The following is a 14,680-nucleotide window of genomic DNA, read 5'->3' on the forward strand; positions in this document are numbered from 1 at the left end:
CGAATGGCTCTCAGAGCTTGCCATCGAGATAGCGTGTCAGCGTGGCGCGGGCGCCATTCGCCCACAGCACGTTGAGCGCATGGGCAAACGCCTCGACGAATGCCGTGGCGCGGCCGACATCGCCATAGATGTCGTCCATGGCCAGCCAGGCGGCGGGTGCGTCCTTTGCCGCCTTTGCCGTCGCCTGCAGCCGGTCCCAACTCGGGTCGTTCGGCTCGATGACGGCGCCGCTATCGGTCGTGCCGAAGCAGTAGCGGCACCAGAGCGCCGATTCCAGCGCCAGGCCGGCGACGCTTTTTCCCGCCTTCAGGCGGTCGGCGATGGTCGGGATGATGAATTTCGGCTGGCGGTTGGAGCCGTCCAGGCAAAGCCGGCGCACCGTGTCGCCGATCTTGGGGTTGGAAAAGCGCTTCTCGATGAGTTGGTAGTAATCCTCCAGCACCGTGTCCGGCACCGGCGGCACGGTCGGAATGATCTCGTCATGTTCGAGCTTGTCGAGAAAGGCGCGAACCAGCGGCTCCTGCATCGCCTCATGAACGAAATGGATGTCCATCAGCCCGGCGGGATAGGCAATGGTGGCATGGCCGCCATTGAGGATGCGGATCTTCATCAATTCATAGGGAGCGACATCTCTGACGAACTGCACGCCGACCTTCTCCAGCGCTGGGCGACCGGCGGTGAAATGGTCCTCCAGCACCCATTGCTTGAACGGTTCGCAGAATACCGGCCAATTGTCCTCTACGCCAAAGTCCTTGGCCAGGATGTCGCGCTCGCGATCCGTGGTGGCCGGCGTGATGCGGTCGACCATGGCGTTCGGAAAGGCGACATTGTCGCTGACCCAGGTCGCCAGGTCCTCGTCGATCAGGCGGGCGAGCCCAATGACCCCATCCGAGGTGACATGGCCGTTGTGAGGGATGTTGTCGCAGGACATCACGGTGAACGGCACGATGCCGTCGCCGCGGCGGCGCATCAGGCCGGCGAGGATGATGCCGAACACCGTCTTCGGCACAGCGCCCGGCTGGGCGTCGGCGACGATGTCGGGATGGGTCGGATTGAAGACGCCGGAGGCCGGATCGATGAAATAGCCGCCTTCGGTGATGGTCAGCGAAACGATCTTGATCGCCGGGTCGGCCAGCCGTTCGATGATTCCGGCCGCATCGCCCGGCATCAGGAAATCGATCATCGCGCCGGTGACGCGGGCGCTCATATGGCCTTCATCCTGCTCGACCACGGTGGTCAGCCAGTCCTGCTCTTCCAGCTTACCGCGGCCGATCTTCTCGCCGGCGAAAACGCCGGCGCCGACCAGCGCCCAATCTTGGCCGAGCCCCGCATTGAACAGGTCGTCGAGATAGACGGCCTGATGCGAGCGATGAAAGTTGCCGACGCCGAAATGCACGATGCCGGCCTTCAATTTGGAACGGTCGTATTTCGGTCCCGCGACATTGGCGGGAAGCCTGGCGAGATTGGAAGAAGAGAGTTTCACGGTCATCTGCTTTACCCTTCGGCCGGGCTGCGGCCTTGATCATTCTCCCTCTCCCCGTCCTTCACGGGGAGTGGGTAAGGGTGAGGGGCAGCGCCAACGCTTCCGATGGCTGCGATGCCCCTCATCTGCCTGCCGGCATCTTCTCCCCGTGAAGGACGGGGAGAAGAGCGCTTTCACCCCCTCAACTCATCCACTGGCCGCCATCGACGTTGTAGGTCTGGGCGACGATGTATTCGGCGTCGCTGCTGGCCAGAAACACCGCCATACCGGTGAGATCCTGCGCCGTGCCCATGCGGCCGTAAGGCACGCTCTCGCCGACCAGTTTCTTCTTTTCGCCCCTCGGCCGGTTCTCGTATTTGGCAAACAGTGAATCGACGTGGTCCCAGTGCTCGCCATCGACGACGCCGGGCGCGATGGCGTTGACGTTGATGCGATGCTTGATGAGGTCGAGCCCCGCCGACTGGGTCAGCGAGATGACGGCGGCCTTGGTGGCGCAATAGACGCCCACCAGGGCCTCGCCGCGTCGTCCGGCCTGGCTCGCCATATTGATGATCCTGCCGCCCTTGCCCCGCGCGATCATCGAGCGTGCCGCCGCCTGCAGCGTGAACAGCGTGCCGGCGACATTGACCGAGAACAGCTTGTCGTAGCTCGCCCGGGAGATCTCGACGATCGGCGCCAAATCGAACAAGGCGGCGTTGTTGATCAGGATGTCGAGGCCGCCGGCCTTGTCCTCCACCGCCTTTACCGCGGCATCGATGGATGCCTGATCCGTGACGTCGAGCTTCACCGCATAGGTGCCGCCGCCAATCTCGGCGGCTGTCTTCTGCGCGGCCTCGAGGTTGATGTCGGCAATCGCGACGATAGCGCCTTCGCGCACATAGGCTTCGGCGAAGGCCTTGCCGATGCCGCGCGCCGAACCCGTGATCAGCGCCGATTTGCCAGCCAGTCGCATGCTTACATCGCCTTTCCGTCAGGACCGAAGCGATGCAGCTTGGCCTTGTCTGGCGTCAGGTAGATTGTGTCGCCGTGATGGACAGCCAGTTCGCCGTCGGCGCGGACCGTCAGTGGGCCCACGCCATCGGCTTGGACATGCAGGAACGTGTCGGATCCCAAATGCTCGGCAACGCCGACGGTCGCCTTCCAGTCGCCCGCCGTCGTCGAGATCTGCATGTGCTCGGGTCGGATGCCGATGGTCTTGGCGCCGTATTTGGTGGCGGGCGCGCCCTCGATGAGGTTCATTTTCGGCGAACCGATGAAGCCGGCGACGAACAGATTGTTCGGGCTTTTGTAGAGCTCCATCGGCGAGCCGACCTGCTCGATGTTGCCGGCGTTCAGCACGACGATCTTGTCTGCCATGGTCATGGCCTCGACCTGGTCGTGGGTAACGTAGATCATCGTGGTCTTGAGCTGGTGGTGCAGTTCGCTGATCTCCAGCCGCATCGTGCCGCGCAGCGCCGCGTCGAGGTTGGACAGCGGCTCGTCGAACAGGAAGGCCGAGGGCTGGCGCACGATGGCGCGGCCGATGGCGACGCGCTGGCGCTGGCCGCCGGAGAGCTGACCCGGGCGGCGCTCGAGGTAGTTGGTGAGGTTCAGGACGCGCGCCGCATCCTTCACCTTCTTGTCGATCGTCGCCTGATCCTCGCCCGCCATCTTCAGCGGGAAGGCGATGTTCTTGGCCACGGTCATGTGCGGATAGAGCGCATAGGACTGGAACACCATCGCGAGCTTGCGCTTGGCCGGCGCCTCGCCGGTGACGTCACGGCCGTCGATGTTGATGGTGCCGCCGCTGGTGTCCTCCAGCCCGGCGATCAGCCGCAGCAGCGTGGACTTGCCGCAACCCGACGGGCCGACGAAGACGACGAACTCGCCATTCTCGATCACCAGGTCGAGGCCTGGGATGATGGACGTCGATCCGAAGGATTTGGAGACGTTCTTGAGCGTGATGTTTCCCATGGTTTCCTCCCCGAGGGGTTATTGTCCGCCGTCTGTTTGTTCGTGGCGCTGCCTACGGTATGCCCGCTATTTCACGGCACCGAATGTCAGGCCGCGCACCAGCTGTTTCTGGCTGAACCAGCCCATGATCAGGATCGGCGCGATCGCCAGCGTCGAGGCCGCCGAAAGCTTGGCCCAGAACAGGCCTTGCGGGCTGGAGAACGAACTGATGAAGGCGGTGAGCGGCGCGGCATCCGTGGTGGTCAGGCGGATCGTCCAGAACGCCTCGTTCCAGGCCAGGATGATGTTGAGCAGCATGGTCGAGGCAATGCCCGGCACCGCCATCGGGGTCAGCACATAGATGATCTCGTTCCACAGCGAGGCGCCGTCCATGCGCGCCGCTTCCAAAATCTCGCCGGGGATTTCGCGGAAATAGGTGTAGAGCATCCACACCACGATCGGCAGGTTGATCAGCATTAGCATCACCATCAGGCCGATGCGGCTGTCCAGCAGTCCGAGGTTGCGGAAGATCAGGTAGATCGGGAACAGCACGGCGACCGCCGGCATCATCTTGGTGGACAGCATCCACATCAAGATGTCCTTGGTCCGCTTGGTCGGCGAGAACGCCATCGACCATGCCGCCGGTATCGCCACCAACAGGGCCAGGATGGTCGAGCCGACCGAGAGCAGCACCGAGTTCAGGAAGAACTTGAAATAGCCGCTCTGCGCCTGAACCTCGGAATAGCTCTCGAATGTCCCCGACGGGATCAGGTTGAAGCCCTGGATCGCCTCCTGTTCCGACTTGAACGAGGTGATGATCGTATAGAGGATCGGGAAAAAGATCAGCAGGGCGACGATCCAGGCGGCTGCCGTCGCGATGGTCTTGTGCCGGGTGGTGACTGCGCGTGCCATCTTTTCCTCCTTATCTGTCCAGGTTCTTGCCGACGGCGCGCATGGCGAAGAAGGCGACGATGTTGGCGAGAATGACGGCGATCACACCGCCCGCGGATGCCTGGCCGATTTTGAACTCCAGCAGCGCCTTCTGGTAAACGAGGAAGGGCAGGTTGGTGGAGGCGTAGCCGGGGCCGCCATTGGTGGTGACCAGGATTTCGGCATAGACCGAGAGCAGGAAGATCGTCTGGATCAGGATGACGACGGTGATCGCCCGCGACATGTGCGGCAGCGTCAGATAGATGAAGCGGCTGATGAAGCCGGCGCCGTCCATCTCGGCGGCTTCCTTCTGCTCGCCGTCGAGCGACTGCAGCGCGGTGAGCAGGATCAATGTCGCGAAAGGCAGCCACTGCCAGGCGACGATGATGATGATCGCCGTCATCGGATGCTGCCCGAACCAGTCGATTGGTTGTGCCCCGAAGAAGCGCGCTATGTCGGCGAACACGCCATATTGCGGGTGCATGATCATGTTCTTCCAGACCAATGCGGCCACCGGCGGCATGACGAAGAACGGCGATATGACGAGGATGCGCACGATCCCCTGGCCCCACATCGGCTGATCGATGAGCAGCGCCAGCAGGATGCCGCCGATCACCGTGATCAGCAGCACGCTGACGACGAGTGTGAGCGTGTTGAGGATCGATTGCAGGAAGGCCGGGTTGGAATAGAAGAGCTTGTAATTGGAGAACCAGACAAATCCATCGCGGACCGGATTGAGCGGGTTGTACTGGAGGAATGAGAACCAGATGGTGAAGATCAGCGGCACGATCATCCAGACGAACAGCAGCACCACGGAAGGCGCCATCATGAATCGGGCAAGCGAACGGGTCTGCTGAGTAGCCATGACGGTCACCCTTCAAGGATCAGGCTGAATTTTCAGAGGCATTGAAGACGGCCGCCCGAACTGGGTTTCGGGCGGCCGTTGCCGGTCAGCAAGCTGGCCGGCATTCGGCACCGGGAGGAGCCTTACTTGATATACCCGCCCTCGGTCATCGTCGCGGTGGCGGCGTCCTGGGCCTGCTTCAGCGCATCGTCGACGCTCGACTGGCCGGCAAGAGCCGCCGAGAAGAGCTGGCCGACGGTGGTGCCAAGACCCTGGAACTCAGGGATGGCGACAAACTGCACGCCGACATAGGGCACCGGCTTGACGGTCGGATGCGTCGGATCGGCGGCGTTGATGGACTCCAGCGTCATCTTGGCGAACGGAGCCGCCTTCTGGTACTCGGGGTTGGCGTAGAGCGAGGAGCGCGTGCCCGGAGGAACGTTGGCCCAGCCTTCCTTCGACGCGACGAGCTCCGCATAGTGTTTGCTGGTCGCCCACGACACGAACTTCTCTGCGGCGTCAGCCTTCTTGGTGCCGGCGGGAATGGCCAGCGACCAGGCCCACAGCCAGTTGCCGCGCTTGCCCAGGCCGTTGTCGGGCGCCAGCGCATAGCCGACCTTGTCGGCGACGGTCGAGTTCTTCGGGTCGGAGACGAAGGACGCCGCGACGGTGGCGTCGATCCACATGCCGCACTTGCCCTGCTGGAACAGCGCCAGGTTCTCGTTGAAGCCGTTGGACGAGGCGCCCTCGGGGCCGTCGGCCTTCATCAGGTCGACGTAGAACTGCAGCGTCTTCTTCCATTCCGGCTGGTCGAACTGCGGCTTCCAGTTCTCGTCGAACCAGCGGGCGCCGAAGGAGTTCGACATCGCGGTCAGGAAGGCCATGTTCTCGCCCCAGCCGGCCTTGCCGCGCAGGCAGACCCCGTTCACGCCGTTGGCGCGGTCAGTCATCTTGTCGGCGGCCTGCTTGATGAAGTCCCAGGTGGGGGCATCGGGCATCTTCAGCCCGGCCTTGTCCATCAGGTCCTTGCGGTACATGACGAAGGAACTCTCGCCATAGAAAGGCGCTGCATAGAGCTTGCCGTCGACGGTAAGGCCGCCGGCAATGGCCGGGATGATATCCTTGACATCATAGTCGTCGCCGAGCTTGTCGAGCGGTAGGAGCCAGCTTTGCTTGGCCCAGATCGGAACCTCATAGGTGCCGATGGTCATCACGTCATACTGGCCGCCCTTGGTGGCGATGTCCGTGGTGACGCGCTCACGCAGCACGTTTTCCTCGAGCGTGACCCAGTTGAGCTGGATGTCGGGATTGGCCTTGGTGAAGTCGTCGGTCAGCTTCTGCATGCGGACCATATCGCCATTGTTGACGGTGGCGATGGTGATGGATTCGGCATGTGCGGCGAAGGCGAGGGCGCTGGCCGACAACAAGCCCAGGGTGAGCGTGCGAAGTTTCATCAAATTCCTCCCATAAACCAAGATGAGCATTTGCCTTGGCTGTGAGCAATTACTCACTTAGTCTTAATTATGTCAAGACGGATTCGATGCTGCAGCGCAGCACGCGACCCAAGAATGGCGACGAACGGCCGAGGATCCGGGGGGCGCAATGGCCGGGTTGCCACCGCCTGAGGCCAGGCAGTGGGATCAAAATCTTTGAAATCGGATGTTGGTTCCGTCGCCTGCCGATCAGCAGGCGATTTCAGCCAACAGCCAGTCCCGGAAGGCGCGGATCTTCGGCACGTTGCGGCGCGCCTCGGGATAGACCAGCCAGTAGGCGTGGCCATCGTCACCGACCAGGTCGAAGGGCTGGATCAGGCGGCCGTCGGCGAGTTCGGCCTTGAACAGCGCTCTGGTCAGGATCGCCACGCCATGGCCGGCGATCGCGGCATTGGCCTCGTAGGCCTGCGCGCCCATGCTGCTGCCGGGCCGCTTGGCAAGGTCGTGCGCGTGCACGCCGGCGGTTTCGAACCACTGTGTCCACCAGATGTCACCCGGATCGAGGATCGGCAGCCGCAGCAGGTCGGCCGGCTCCTTGATGCCGCCAATGCTCGCCGCGAGCTTGGGGCTCAGCATCGGCGTAAAATCGGCGTCGAGCAGTTTGTGGGCTTCCAGCCCCGGCCATTTGCCGCCGCCCGAGCGGATGGCGAGGTCGACATCCTCGCGGGCGAAATCCGTTAGCCGGCTCGACGTCTCCAGCCGCACGGCAAGCGACGGATGAGTAATCTGGAAAGAGCCGAGGTGGTGCGCCAGCCAGTTCGAGGCGAAGGTCAGCACAGTCGTGACGCACAGCAGACCATCCGCGCCGCCACGCGCCGCGGCGTAGGCCTGGCCGAGAATGGCAAAGGCTTCGCTGACAGCAGGCGCCAGGCGCTGTCCGGCTTCGGTCAGCGCGATCTGGCGCGGGCGCCTCAGGAACAGCGGCGCTCCGATCCGCTCCTCCAGAACCTTGATCTGATAGCTGACCGCCGCCTGCGTCATGGCGAGCTCCTCGGCGGCCTTGGTGAAGGAAAGATGCCGCGCCACGGCTTCGAACACCCGGATCGCCTGCAGCGGCGGGAGTTGCGAAACCTGGCGCGAGCTGAGGTCCGGCATAAAACCTCCTTATGGGTCCTTATCGACGTTCGATTGGCAAAGCTGGCCGGCAAGACCGACATTCAGTGTCAACCTGTCATTCGGGTTCAGGATAGCGAAGGTTGACGAGCATGACCATGGCGCAACAAAAGTGCACTCCCGCTCCGGATCACCGCTGGATTTCGTGGCTTACGGACGGCTTTGGCTGGTTCGCGATCAGAAAAAAGGCGCATCTCGACATCAGGGACCTGTCGCCGCATCTGCAGCGCGACCTCGGTTTCCTCGATGGCAACGACCCTTTCGGGCGGCACAGATAGCCCTGTTGGTTTTATCGCGACGCGGACGGCATCGACCCGTTCCGCCAGCAGCAGCGGCTGTCGGTCAGACGCCGGCCAAAAGGGCGGTCGCCGTCCGCTCATCGGTGATGAGCCCGTTGACCAGCCGGCGGTTTACGGCCGCCAGTATGCCCGGCAGCTTGCGCTCGCCCATGGCAAGCGCGATGACCAGCGACCTCTCTCGCGACGGCAGCGACGCCGACGACACGCGGTCGTTGGTGATGCCTTCGATCATCCGCCCGTCGCGATCGAACACCCAGCCGACGATCTCGGCGATGCCGCCGGCCTTCTGCAAAGCCTTCAACTCGGTTTCGGAAATGAAGCCGTCCTCATAGAGCGGCGCCTTTGGGCCGAGGTCGCCGATGCCGACGAACGTGACGTCGGCCTCGGCGGCGAGCGCCAGCGTTGGCTGGATCATCGGCTGGTTGAGCAGCATCTCGCGCTCCTGCGGCGAGGAGGCGATGACCGGCAGCGGCATCGGGAAGGAGCGCGCCTTGACCCTGTCGGCCATGGTGAAGATGACGTTGTAGAAGGCAGCCGAGCCGTCCGGCGAGATGTTGCCGGTCAAGGACACCACCTTGTGCTGCGGACACTCCATCGGCGGCAATTGTTCGATCGCCGCCTTCAGCGTGCGGCCTGTGCCGATCGCGAGCACGATCGGGCTCGGCGATCTCAATCGCCTTTCGATCTCGGCTGCCGCCGCCTCGGCAATGCCGATTGTCGTCGATGACGAGGTCGGGTCGCTCGGCACAACCTCGACGAGGTCGAGCGCGAAGCGCGACTTCAGCCGCGCCGCAAGGTCCAGGCAATTGGCGATCGGATGGTCGACGCGGACCTTGATCAAGCCCTCCGACACAGCCAGCGACACCAGCCGCTGCGCGGTCTGCCGCGAGATGCCGAGTGTAGCTGCGATCTGGTCCTGTGTGTTGCCGGCAACATAATAGAGCCAGCCGGCGCGCGCCGCGTCGTCCAGCCTGTTGCTGCCGCCATCCTGCCGGGTATTCACGTCCTGCCTCCCAAAACCGCTGGTCACACGAGCGGTCCGCCTCTAGTTTCGCAGGGAACCGTCTGCTGCGCAATTGTCAATCTCAAGAGCAAATGCTTGGATATCGCGCCTGGGAGATTTTGCCGCCAACCATGTCTGTCGGACAAAGCGGCTGGTCTTGGTCCCGGCCGATGGCACGTTCTGTCGCCCAGATGGTTTATCTCTCGGCGCTAACCCTTTAAGGGATGGCAAAAAGGAGCGTTGCATGACACCGAAGGCGGTTTTCTGGGACATGGACGGCACGCTGGTCGACAGCGAGCCATTGCACGCGGCCGCTCTCGTGGCGGCAATGCACAATGCCGGCCTCGAACCGCCAGCCGACCTGCACGAGCGCGTGCTGGGCGTTGCCGCCTGGCCGGTCTATGAGATGATGCGCGACGAATTTGGTCTCGACATGCCTTTCGACGACTGGATCATGCGCAAATACGAGCATTATCTGCCGTTGGTCGAGGGCCTGAAGCCGCGCCCCGGCGCCATCGAAGTCTTCAACGAATTGCGGGCGCTTGGCGTGCAGCAGGCCGTGGTTTCCAATTCGGACCGAATGATCGTGGACGCCAATCTGCGCATGGTTGGCCTCACCTATCCCGGCATGAAGTCGATCAGCCGCAACGATGTGCGCGAAGGCAAGCCGCACGCCGAGCCCTTCCTGCGCGCCGCTTACCTTGCCGGCGTCGATCCCGCGCACGCGTTTGCGGTCGACGACAGCTGGCCGGGTACCATGGCCGGGCTCGCGGCAGGCATGAAGACGATCTTCTGGCCGGAAGCGCCGATGGAAGGGCCGCCTGGCGCTATCGTCATTAACAGCGCGGTGGAATTGCGCAGGGAACTCGGGCTCTGAGCGAGAATTAACATGGTTCGCGCTGCCCCTCATCCGCCTGCCGGCACCTTCTCCCCGTGAAGAACGGGGAGAAGGGACAAGCTCCAGCGCTAGCGCCCCCTCTCCCGTTCTTCACGGGGAGAGGGTAGGGGTGAGGGGCAGCGCCAAGCTCTCAAATCAAGTGGAGCTCGCGAGAGCCGCAGCGTCAGCTAAAGCGCGGGATCTTCAGTTCCGGTAGACCGGTTCCTGCTCGTCGAGGATCGCCTTCAGCTCGGCGAGGTGGCGCTCGGCCTGGCCAGGATAGTCGTCCATCTCGGCCGCGGCCTTCTCGGCGATGGCGTCGGACAGCGTGCGCAGCGGCCGACCGGTCCACAGCGCCTTGATGTAGGTCTCGGCGGCACGCTCGAAATAGAACATGCGGTTGAAGGCATCGGCAACCGTATCGCCGACGACAAGCACGCCGTGATTGCCCATCACCATTACCTTGACCTTGGGATCGGTGAGAAGCTGCGAACAGCGCTCGCCCTCTTCCTCGAAGGCCAGCCCGCCATAGTGGGCGTCGACGACATGGCGGTTGAAGAACATCGCCGAATTCTGGTCGATCGGCGGCAATGTCGAGTCGGCTAGCGAGGCCAGCACCGTGGCATGGATGGAATGGACATGCATGACGCACCGCGCATGCGGCACATTGCGATGGATGGCGCCGTGCAGGCCCCAGGCCGTCGGGTCCGGCGCGTTGGGGCCGGACAGCGTGTCGGGGTCGTTGGCATCGATCTCGATCAGGTCGCTCGCCTTGATGCGCGAGAAATGCACCTGGTTGGGATTCATCAGGAACTTTGTGCCGCCTTCATTGACCGCCAGCGAGAAATGGTTGGCCACCGCTTCGTGCATGTTGAGCCGCGCCGTCCAGCGAAAGGCACAGGCGAGATCGACGCGCTCCTCGTAAAAGGCCAGGTTGGTCAGCGTTTCCCTTGGCAGGCGGGCAATGCTCATGAAAAATCCTCCAGTTTTCGCAAGAATGCCGCGCTCCGCTGGTGCCCGCAACCGCTTTCGTTTGGTGCAGACTACGCTGCAGTGCTCGCGGTAGCGCTCGCCCTCAGCCCGCCATGCTCGACGATGAATTCGATGACTTCCTGCAGGCCCTTGCCGCGCGACAGGTCGGTGAAGCCGAACGGCCGCTTGCCGCGCATGCGGGCGGCGTCGCTTTCCATGACATCAAGGTTGACGTTCACATAGGGCGCCAGGTCGCTCTTGTTGATGATCAGGAAATCGGAGCGGGTTATCGCCGGCCCGCCCTTGCGCGGGATTTCTTCACCCTGGCAGACTGAGATGACATAGAGCGTGAGATCGGCAAGGTCAGGCGAGAAGGTGGCGGCAAGGTTATCGCCGCCGGATTCGATGAAGATGATGTCGAGGTTCGGGAATTTGCGGTTCAGCTCGGCGATCGCCTGCAAATTGATCGAAGCGTCCTCGCGAATGGCGGTATGCGGACACCCGCCGGTCTCGACGCCGACGATGCGGTCCTCCGGCAGCGCCTGCAGCCGGGCCAGCATCATGGCGTCTTCCCTGGTGTAGATATCGTTGGTGACGACGGCGATGGAAAATTCGTCGCGCAGCGCCTTGCACAGTTTTTCGGTGAGCGTCGTCTTGCCGGAGCCGACCGGGCCGCCAATGCCGATGCGAAGAGGACCGTTGAGCTGGGTCATATCGGGAACTCCATGATGGCAAGGGCTGCGAAGCCGAGCCCGATCAACACGCACAGCGGCGAATAGTAGCGGACGTCGAGCCGCGCGAAAGGTTGCTCGGGCGCCAGCCGCCGCCACCACGGCGTGAAGCCGGCAATACCGCGCCCCAGGAACACCAGCCCGATGAGCAGCGACGTGGCGGCTAGGCCCTCGCGGGGAAAGGGCGAGGCAAAGAAGCCGATGAGCGCCAGCGGCCAGAGCGTTGCCAGGCAAAGGCACGCCGCGACGGCGAAACTGGCGAAAGGCGTCGGCATTTCATCGACGCCGCGAAACCCGACCACCGCCCGGGCGCAGGTCGCAGCATCCCTGCCCGGCCAGATGCCGCCGATGCCCCAATAGACGTGCAGCGCTGTGATCAGCAGCAGGACGAATGAGAGGATGAAGGCAAGCAGGATCATGAGCGGAACAGTCGCGAATACTGGGTTTCGTGCTTCATCGCCATGATTTCGGAGACGAAGGCGCAGCCGCCGAGATCATCCAAAGTCGAGCGGGAAGCACGGGCGGCGGTTGCCAGGGCCAGCGGCTCGAAGCCGGCCAGCAGCAAGGTGGCCTCGCTCTGGCCGATGGTGCCGAGGCGGATGGCCGCCTGGACGAGGTTGGAGAAGAAGGCTTGCAGGAAAGCGGACAGCGCGTCCTGCAGCCCTATGCCATGGCCGCCGGCAGCGGCACCGACGGCAATGCAATAGGCGCAATCGGCCGGCAAGCGCTCCAGAACCGGATTGGGCCAGGCGGCTGCGGCCTTCAGGAAGGCGGCGCCTTGCTGCGTGGTCTCCGCGTGACGTTCCCGCGAGCCGGCGAGCGCCTCGGCCAGTGCCGCGACGTCGTCGAGATCGCCGGCTGTGCGGGCGCGGCGCCAGCTCTCGGCGAACAGCACGGCATCGTTCCAGCCGGAGCCCATCTCGACCAGCGTCTCCAGCCATTGGGCGAGGCTCCCGGCATCGGCAATTAGCCCATCATGCATCGCCCGCTCCAGGCCGTGGCTATAGGCAAAGCCGCCGACCGGAAAGGCTGGCGACAGCCACGCCATCAGCCGCAGCAGCGCCATGTTCGAAGGTTGGTCAGTCATGATCGTGATGGTCGTGCGAATGGCTGTGTGAATGCGCCTCGCTGTGACTGTGGCCATGACTGTGCGCTTCGGCGTGGGCATGAGCGTGGCCGTGATCATGTCCATGCGCGCCGCCATGGCCGGAATAGGCGCCGCGCACCGGCTTGAACGGCTCGGAGACGTCGGTCACCGTGGCGCCCAGCCCCTGCAGCATCGCCTTGATGACGTGGTCGCGCAGGATGAGGATGCGGTGCGCCTCGATCGCCGCCGCCAGATGGCGGTTGCCGATGTGCCAGGCAAGCTCGGCCAGATGCACGGCGTCGCGGGCGCGGATGTCATGGACTTCTTCCGGCGCGGCGGCGATCTCGATGTGGCGGCCATCCTCCAGCACCAGCCGGTCGCCGTCGTTCAGGGCAACGGGCTCGGGCAGGTCGACCAGCACCTTGCTGCCGTCGGCGAGTTCGATGGCGCGGCGGCGCAGATGCCGCTCATCATGAGCAAGAACCGCGCGGCCCGCCGGCGCCGTGGTCCCGGCCTCGTTTCCTGTCAGCACCGAAACGGCGCGCGGGAATTTGGTGAAATCGGTCTTGATATCGAGCTTCATGTCATGGCTCCCCCATTAGCTTGTGCTCGTGCACGGGCGGGCCGCGCCAGCACCCGGTCGAAATAGGCGTTGACACGCTCGGAGTCGATCGGGAAGCGGCCGGCGCGCGCCCAGGCGCCCATGTCGCCGAGCAGGATATCGACAGCCGAAAAGCGGTCGCCGAGCGCGAACGGCTTGTCGCCAAGCCGGCGGTGCAAGGCCTTGACCTCCGAGGCAAAGTCGTACGTCGCGGCGGGGCCGACATCGACGCGCACTTCCTTGGGCAGCAGGAAGCGGTGGCGCAGCTTGTTCCACAGCGGCGCCTCGAACTCGCTCTGGGCAAAATGCATCCAGGAATCCATCTCGGCGCGGCCGGCAACGCCCGGATTGGCGCCCATCTCCTTGTCGGCGTGCTTGTCGGCCAGATAGACGCAGATCGCCGCCGAATCCGTTACCGTCAGCTCGCCGTCGATGAGGATTGGCACCTTGCCCGACGGGTTGAGTGCATAGGCCTCCGGCGAGCGCAGTTTGACCTCGGTGAATTCATAGGATTGCCCGAGTTCCTCGAGCATCCAGAGGACGCGGCTGACCCGCGATCCGCGCGATCCGATGGCCTTGTACATGAGAACCTGCCTTTTCCCCGGACTCTAGACCATCCGCTATAGTCATACGATCGTGTCGAAGAGCCGCAGGATGAATGATATCTGGTAGATGAGCGCTGCCGCGACGAAAGCGATGTGGAAGCGGCGGTCGCGCACCAGGATCGCGGCGATGCAGAGCGCGACGAAGACCGGCGTGCGGAACAGGTATTCGTTGCCGAAGCGGGCGAAATGCTCCGGTCCTTTCAGCAGCGTGTCGATCACATCGAGCAGGTAGGTCGCGGCCAGCAGGCCGAAGAACCAGGCGCGGCGCGAATAGAAGAAGTCCTCGTAGCCGGTGTAGTCCAGCATCGAGTCCGGAAACAGCAGCGCACAGAGCAGGAACAGCGTGATGGCGTAGAAGATGATGAAAAGGTACTTGCCGAAGGTCCATGTCTCGATGGCGTAGAGGCCAAACTCCCACCACCAGAAATGCACCAGCGTCAACAGCACCGAGGCCACCCAGGCCAAGTGCACGGGATAGAGCCGGTATTGGCCGGGATGCTGGACGATGCGCGCCACCCCTGACAGCAGGCGGGCGACGCCGAGCCCGATCACCATGCCCATGACGATGCGGATATGCGGGAAGATGTCGTGGGGTGAGGCTAGTTCAGTTGCCATGCGTGATCACGATGCGGCTTTTCGAGGCCGCATATTGCGGTGTCGAATCCTCTGCTGCAACGGATTTTGCAGCACCTGTCGCAATCGCCGTTTTT

Annotated in this window: 17 protein-coding genes; 2 read left to right on the forward strand and 15 right to left on the reverse strand. The window is 63.5% G+C overall.

Features of this window, described 5'->3' with window-relative positions; translation table 11 throughout:
- Nucleotides 1–10: 10 nt before the first annotated feature.
- The 7 genes from FJ548_RS09135 to gcvA form a co-directional block, all read right to left on the reverse strand.
- Nucleotides 11–1,489 (reverse strand): mannitol dehydrogenase family protein, encoded by a 1,479-nt coding sequence (locus FJ548_RS09135; RefSeq protein WP_140694091.1) that lies wholly within the window; start codon nt 1,487–1,489, stop codon nt 11–13.
- A 175-nt stretch (nt 1,490–1,664) separates the two neighbouring features.
- Nucleotides 1,665–2,435, reverse strand: coding sequence for an L-iditol 2-dehydrogenase (locus tag FJ548_RS09140; RefSeq protein WP_140694094.1), 771 nt, complete (start codon nt 2,433–2,435; stop codon nt 1,665–1,667).
- A 2-nt stretch (nt 2,436–2,437) separates the two neighbouring features.
- Entirely contained in the window at nt 2,438–3,436 is a 999-nt protein-coding gene (locus tag FJ548_RS09145; RefSeq protein ID WP_140612714.1) for an ABC transporter ATP-binding protein, read from the reverse strand.
- Between the two features lie 66 nt (nt 3,437–3,502).
- Nucleotides 3,503–4,327 carry a carbohydrate ABC transporter permease gene (locus FJ548_RS09150; protein WP_140612712.1) on the reverse strand — a complete coding sequence of 275 codons (825 nt, stop codon included), beginning with the start codon at nt 4,325–4,327 and terminating at the stop codon, nt 3,503–3,505.
- A gap of 10 nt (nt 4,328–4,337) precedes the next feature.
- Nucleotides 4,338–5,210: a sugar ABC transporter permease gene (locus FJ548_RS09155; protein WP_140612710.1), complete on the reverse strand. Its 873-nt coding sequence runs from the start codon at nt 5,208–5,210 to the stop codon at nt 4,338–4,340.
- A 122-nt stretch (nt 5,211–5,332) separates the two neighbouring features.
- Complete coding sequence (locus FJ548_RS09160) at nt 5,333–6,643, reverse strand: sugar ABC transporter substrate-binding protein (RefSeq protein ID WP_140612708.1); 1,311 nt, start codon at nt 6,641–6,643, stop codon at nt 5,333–5,335.
- 228 nt (nt 6,644–6,871) lie between these two features.
- Entirely contained in the window at nt 6,872–7,777 is a 906-nt protein-coding gene (gene gcvA / locus FJ548_RS09165) for a transcriptional regulator GcvA (protein ID WP_140694096.1), read from the reverse strand.
- Between the two features lie 110 nt (nt 7,778–7,887).
- On the opposite strand from gcvA, the gene FJ548_RS09170 reads away from it, so the two are divergent.
- Nucleotides 7,888–8,073: a hypothetical protein gene (locus tag FJ548_RS09170; RefSeq protein ID WP_140694191.1), complete on the forward strand. Its 186-nt coding sequence runs from the start codon at nt 7,888–7,890 to the stop codon at nt 8,071–8,073.
- Nucleotides 8,074–8,137: 64 nt separating this feature from the next.
- Here FJ548_RS09170 and FJ548_RS09175 read toward each other — a convergent pair whose 3' ends face one another.
- Entirely contained in the window at nt 8,138–9,097 is a 960-nt protein-coding gene (locus tag FJ548_RS09175; protein WP_140612702.1) for a sugar-binding transcriptional regulator, read from the reverse strand.
- A 244-nt stretch (nt 9,098–9,341) separates the two neighbouring features.
- On the opposite strand from FJ548_RS09175, the gene FJ548_RS09180 reads away from it, so the two are divergent.
- The gene (locus tag FJ548_RS09180) at nt 9,342–9,974 is read left to right on the forward strand and encodes an HAD family phosphatase (RefSeq protein WP_140694098.1); all 633 of its coding nucleotides are present in this window, start codon (nt 9,342–9,344) and stop codon (nt 9,972–9,974) included.
- A 204-nt stretch (nt 9,975–10,178) separates the two neighbouring features.
- On the opposite strand, the gene FJ548_RS09185 is transcribed toward FJ548_RS09180, so the two are convergent.
- From FJ548_RS09185 to FJ548_RS09215, 7 genes are all read right to left on the reverse strand, one after another.
- On the reverse strand, nt 10,179–10,946 hold the full coding sequence (locus tag FJ548_RS09185; protein WP_140694100.1) for a class II aldolase and adducin N-terminal domain-containing protein: 768 nt from the start codon (nt 10,944–10,946) through the stop codon (nt 10,179–10,181).
- Nucleotides 10,947–11,017: 71 nt separating this feature from the next.
- On the reverse strand, nt 11,018–11,659 hold the full coding sequence (gene ureG, locus FJ548_RS09190) for an urease accessory protein UreG (RefSeq protein WP_140694102.1): 642 nt from the start codon (nt 11,657–11,659) through the stop codon (nt 11,018–11,020).
- The gene (locus FJ548_RS09195) at nt 11,656–12,096 is read right to left on the reverse strand and encodes a DUF3995 domain-containing protein (protein WP_140694105.1); all 441 of its coding nucleotides are present in this window, start codon (nt 12,094–12,096) and stop codon (nt 11,656–11,658) included. The genes ureG and FJ548_RS09195 overlap by 4 nt, the downstream gene beginning before the upstream one ends.
- Nucleotides 12,093–12,764, reverse strand: coding sequence for an urease accessory protein UreF (locus tag FJ548_RS09200; RefSeq protein ID WP_140612694.1), 672 nt, complete (start codon nt 12,762–12,764; stop codon nt 12,093–12,095). The genes FJ548_RS09195 and FJ548_RS09200 overlap by 4 nt, the downstream gene beginning before the upstream one ends.
- On the reverse strand, nt 12,757–13,347 hold the full coding sequence (gene ureE, locus FJ548_RS09205) for an urease accessory protein UreE (protein ID WP_140777687.1): 591 nt from the start codon (nt 13,345–13,347) through the stop codon (nt 12,757–12,759). Before ureE ends, FJ548_RS09200 begins: the two co-directional genes overlap by 8 nt.
- Nucleotides 13,344–13,949: a glutathione S-transferase family protein gene (locus FJ548_RS09210; RefSeq protein WP_140777688.1), complete on the reverse strand. Its 606-nt coding sequence runs from the start codon at nt 13,947–13,949 to the stop codon at nt 13,344–13,346. The genes ureE and FJ548_RS09210 overlap by 4 nt, the downstream gene beginning before the upstream one ends.
- 42 nt (nt 13,950–13,991) lie before the next feature.
- Entirely contained in the window at nt 13,992–14,585 is a 594-nt protein-coding gene (locus FJ548_RS09215) for a hypothetical protein (protein ID WP_140777689.1), read from the reverse strand.
- Between the last annotated feature and the right edge of the window lie 95 nt (nt 14,586–14,680).

Source organism: Mesorhizobium sp. B2-4-17 (assembly GCF_006441275.1).
Taxonomy (GTDB): Bacteria; Pseudomonadota; Alphaproteobacteria; order Rhizobiales; family Rhizobiaceae; genus Mesorhizobium.